Source organism: Thiohalophilus sp., from assembly GCF_031581315.1.
GTDB lineage: Bacteria > Pseudomonadota > Gammaproteobacteria > UBA6429 > Thiohalophilaceae > Thiohalophilus.
The window spans coordinates 1-3,908 of sequence record NZ_JAVLAZ010000143.1 but is presented as its reverse complement, the minus strand read 5'-3'; the positions used below and the strand labels follow the sequence as shown (position 1 = coordinate 3,908).

Below are 3,908 nucleotides of genomic sequence, written 5' to 3'. Positions count from 1 at the left end.
CCTTCAGCACCTTGCCCACCCGCACCTGGCTGTCTTCCGCCACCAGGGCAAACATCACAATGCACAACAGGTTCAGCAACGGCACCATAATGGCCACCGCGATGGCGGTAAGCTGCAGGCCTTCATCACCCAGCAACATGCCAGCTGCCGCCAGCCCCACGTAAGAGTTGAACCGGATCGCCCCCTGGTACACTGAAGAAAACACCGGCCCGGGCCAGCGCCAGATACGCTGCACCACCACCAGCACCGCCGTCATCGCCAGCAACATGGCGACAATCAACAGCGCCGTGTCGCCATAGGCCGAGGCCGGCAGCCGCGCCTGGCCCAGCTTGAACACCAGCATGGCGGGGAACAGCACGTAGTAAGTGAAGCGTTCCGCCTGTGGCCAGAAATCGCCGCCCGGAAAATCCAGACGGCGCAACACGTGCCCCAGGCTGATCAGAACAAACACTGGAAGAAGGGCTTGAGCCATCACTGGCATAGCAGACTGGAACTCCATCAAGATGCGGTTATTACAGACCGGTTAACATACCACAGGCGCTCAATAGACATCCTCCAGATAACGACCTTCTTGCTTGAGCTTTTCAACATCGGTTTTCAACGGCTCAAGGATATTATTGATCACCTCCCGCACCTCAGCCGCCATGTTACTGCCACCACAAACGAGTATTTGCGCGCCCATTTCAATCATCCGGCGCACGTTTGGCGCATCTTCATTGATTTTATCCTGAACGTAACCCCCTTCCTGAGTTCTGGAAAAAGCCGTGCTCAATCCCGTAAGTCGCTGATCTTCAAGATAGCTGCCAAGCTCCGGCCTATAAAGAAAGTCCGACTCCGGGTTCCGACCGCCCCAATAAAGATACATGGGATGACGCGCATCGTTTTTCCGGATGAAGCCCGCGAGCGGACCAATGCCCGCGCCCGCCCCGATCAGAATAACCGGCTGGCTGCCAGGCGCTGGCCGGAACTCCGGATTGGGATGGATAAACCCCTGAATTCGTTCACCGGGTTGAAGGCTATGGAGAAACCCGGAACACAGCCCACCCGGCAATCTGCGCACACAAATCTCAAGAAGACCATCCGCACTGGAAGATGCCAGGGAGTAATACCTCGGCTTAGCATTTTCCGGCGCACAAATTCCGATCAAATCACCCGCTTCAAATTCCGGCAACTGACCATGCTTTTTTCCGAACCTCCCGACAAGACTCTTTTTGCCGACCCCGGGCCGGAAGCGAAAAATGCTGGTCGGTGCCTTAACTTTTACGCCAAAATCGGCCCGATCTACCAGTTCCAGCTCAAAGAGAGACGGTGGCGCCGGATTATGAGAAAGCCGGAGATTCAAACCGGTCACTTCGGCAATACGGCTTCCCCACTGGCTGAACTGGTCAGGAGATTTTCGATCAACACACGCAAGGCTCTGCAGCCTCTCAAGCCCATGAGACGACAGGGCTACATCAACATCTTTGGCAAACTGGCAAAATCGAGGGAACTGACGATCACCGAACCCGAGCACCGCAAATCTTAGCCCGCCTGCCTTTCTAAAATGCCTGAGCCTTTCCATGAATCTGTTGGCGGACGCCGGCGCAGCGCCGTCACCGTAAGTCGACGTCAACACGAACAGCAGCGAAGCCTTCGGGTAGTCTTCAGCCAACTCATTCATGTCGGCAGAGTGAACACAGCGCCCTGCCCGGGAAAGCTGTGCATGCAAATCCTTGGCAAAACCACGAGTCGCGTTGTTTTCGGAACCAACCAGAATAACCGCATCGGCATCCGTTGCACTGACATTACCCCGAATGCCACTTGAAACTCTGCGAGACCACCAGATGCGAACACCGGTCACCGACAGCACAGGTACCGTTAATGCAGCCAGCCCCAGCAGCAGACCGAGCCACCATAAACCTTCCCCGGTATGAAGGCGCACTATCCAGTCAACTAACTGATTACCGGTGGAGGCACTTTTGTACTCGACAAACTGGCCCGTAGCCTGATCAATAAACCCTGCGCCCTGGCGAGTACTTAAAGAGAACACATCGCGGGGATCACCCGGGAATGGAAACACCAGCTCCTGCAAATTGTTGAAGTCTGTGTTCTTCAGTGCCTCAAGCGACCCGACAGGCGACGACTCACCACCGGACACTTCCATAGGGAAAGACGGCTCGCTATTACCGGGGTCCGGCAGCAAGCCAAACCGCATCGCAGACATATAACTGCCCGTCAGTGCAGACAACAGTAAAACGATCACCGCAAAGCGCGCGAGTTCCGAATGAACCCGGCCATCACCGCTACCTTTGAAACCACGTAGCAAAGGCAGCCAGCCGCCAGCGCGGCGGGCCAGCATGACAGCACCCGAAATGCACATCAGCACCATCATCGCCGCCAGCACGCCCGCCAGCACACGCCCTGCATCGTCTAACAGAAATGAGCGATGAAGATCTTGCACCCAGCGGAAAAACACGGACGGCTCATACGGCCCCATGCTCTCGCCCGTTTCCGGATTCACCAGGTCCGCGCCCGGACTACCATCACGGATGTAGTAAACAATCACCGCACCGGAAGGCGTACGTTTGATCTCTTCAACGCCCGGATACTGCGTGACCACGTTCTGTGCAAGCTGGGCTACATTGATCTGGCCATCAGCCGGAATCACGGCGTTCGAACGCTCCAGTACCGGCGAGAGCGACAGAATTACACCCGTTACGGCCAGTACGATAAGAAGCGGGGCTGCCAGCAACCCCGGATACAAATGAAGCTTCCGCCACATAAAGACTTCCTTTAACACGGATTCAGAAGTGGTAGCTGAACGATTTCACGTAACCCCGGCCACTAACCGGCTTTCCTGCGCCTTCGGTGGTCAGCGGGACGACTACATCCGAACGGTTGTCCCGCATGTCTTCCACCGAAGTGTCCACGTGAATCTGATAGCCGTTGTCAATCAGTGAATCATCAAGATTCATGGTCATTTTCAGTGTGCGGCCACTGGTGATACTGGCGCCCGTCAGGCCGTCATACTCGGCACGACTCATGCCGCTGCCCCTGGCCCAGCCGCGTAGGTGCTTGTAATATTTACTTTTCTGACCCGCAATCCAGAGAGTGCCCTGATAAACCCCGTTAGAATCCGTCAGGTACATGGCCAGGTACGCCCCGTCACCACGGTAGTCGGTCAGCTGCGTGGAAAAGGTAACTTCCCTGGCACTGGCCGACGCTGAAAAAACCAAGGCCATCGCAAGGCCTAAAACAACAAGATACTTTTTCATGACACGATCCTCGTTCAATCCAATAACTGCCTTCTGCGGCCTTACTCAACGGTTACAGAAGGGCGACCTTTGACAATGCCGTTGCTCGGCATGGGTTTCTGGCGATTGTCATTAGCCCGGTAATCACGACGCTCGTCGTCGTCATCTCTCTCGCGGTCATCGTCATCCTCTCGCTCCAGCTCCATGAGCTCGAACGTTGAAGGTGCGAAACTGGCTTCTACCCGGCTGCCGAACTGATTCCTTCCTTCGACTTCATAACAGCCATCGTCGACCTTGATCCGATAGACCTTCCAGCCATCGGCTTCCAATTGCTGCCTCAGATTTTCACGCGGCTGCCAACCAGACACCGGATCATCGCAGTCGTCATCGGCAAGTGCGGCTCCGCTCAGAAGCAACATCGACAAACCCAATGCAATAGATGTGGTTTTCATAATTACTCTCCTCTATGTTGACACCGTCAGTGTATGAGGACTTCCTGACAGCAACCTTAAGACTGCTGTCAGCAAACGCCTGTAGCCTTGCGTTCAAATCATCAATAAAAGGAACCGGCATGCGAGTGTTGTTGGTGGAAGACGCCGACCGGCTGGGTGCAGCAGTGCGGGAACAAATCAAGGAGGACGGCCATGCCACAGATTGGGTTCAGACCCTTGGCTA

Annotated in this window: 4 protein-coding genes and 1 pseudogene; 1 reads left to right on the top strand and 4 read right to left on the bottom strand. The window is 55.5% G+C overall.

Annotated elements, in window-relative coordinates; all coding sequences use genetic code 11:
* From RI563_RS12860 to RI563_RS12845, 4 genes are all read right to left on the bottom strand, one after another.
* On the bottom strand, positions 1 to 481 hold a 481-nt coding region (locus tag RI563_RS12860), incomplete at its 3' end, for an AEC family transporter (protein ID WP_411293585.1).
* A 60-nt stretch (positions 482 to 541) separates the two neighbouring features.
* Positions 542 to 2,761 (bottom strand): PepSY domain-containing protein, encoded by a 2,220-nt coding sequence (locus RI563_RS12855; RefSeq protein ID WP_310694784.1) that lies wholly within the window; start codon positions 2,759 to 2,761, stop codon positions 542 to 544.
* A gap of 22 nt (positions 2,762 to 2,783) precedes the next feature.
* Positions 2,784 to 3,254: a DUF2271 domain-containing protein gene (locus RI563_RS12850; protein ID WP_310694783.1), complete on the bottom strand. Its 471-nt coding sequence runs from the start codon at positions 3,252 to 3,254 to the stop codon at positions 2,784 to 2,786.
* Between the two features lie 41 nt (positions 3,255 to 3,295).
* Positions 3,296 to 3,685 (bottom strand): PepSY domain-containing protein, encoded by a 390-nt coding sequence (locus tag RI563_RS12845; RefSeq protein ID WP_310694782.1) that lies wholly within the window; start codon positions 3,683 to 3,685, stop codon positions 3,296 to 3,298.
* Positions 3,686 to 3,804: 119 nt separating this feature from the next.
* Here RI563_RS12845 and RI563_RS13435 point away from each other — a divergent pair.
* Positions 3,805 to 3,908, top strand: a pseudogene (locus RI563_RS13435) (DNA-binding response regulator); the annotation flags it as partial.

What these genes read in the sequence shown, in the direction of transcription:
- RI563_RS12845 (WP_310694782.1), bottom strand. Translation starts at nt 3,685, where the DNA reads ATGAAAACCACATCTATTGCATTGGGTTTGTCGATGTTGCTTCTGAGC.
- RI563_RS12850 (WP_310694783.1), bottom strand. Translation starts at nt 3,254, where the DNA reads ATGAAAAAGTATCTTGTTGTTTTAGGCCTTGCGATGGCCTTGGTTTTT.
- RI563_RS12855 (WP_310694784.1), bottom strand. Translation starts at nt 2,761, where the DNA reads ATGTGGCGGAAGCTTCATTTGTATCCGGGGTTGCTGGCAGCCCCGCTT.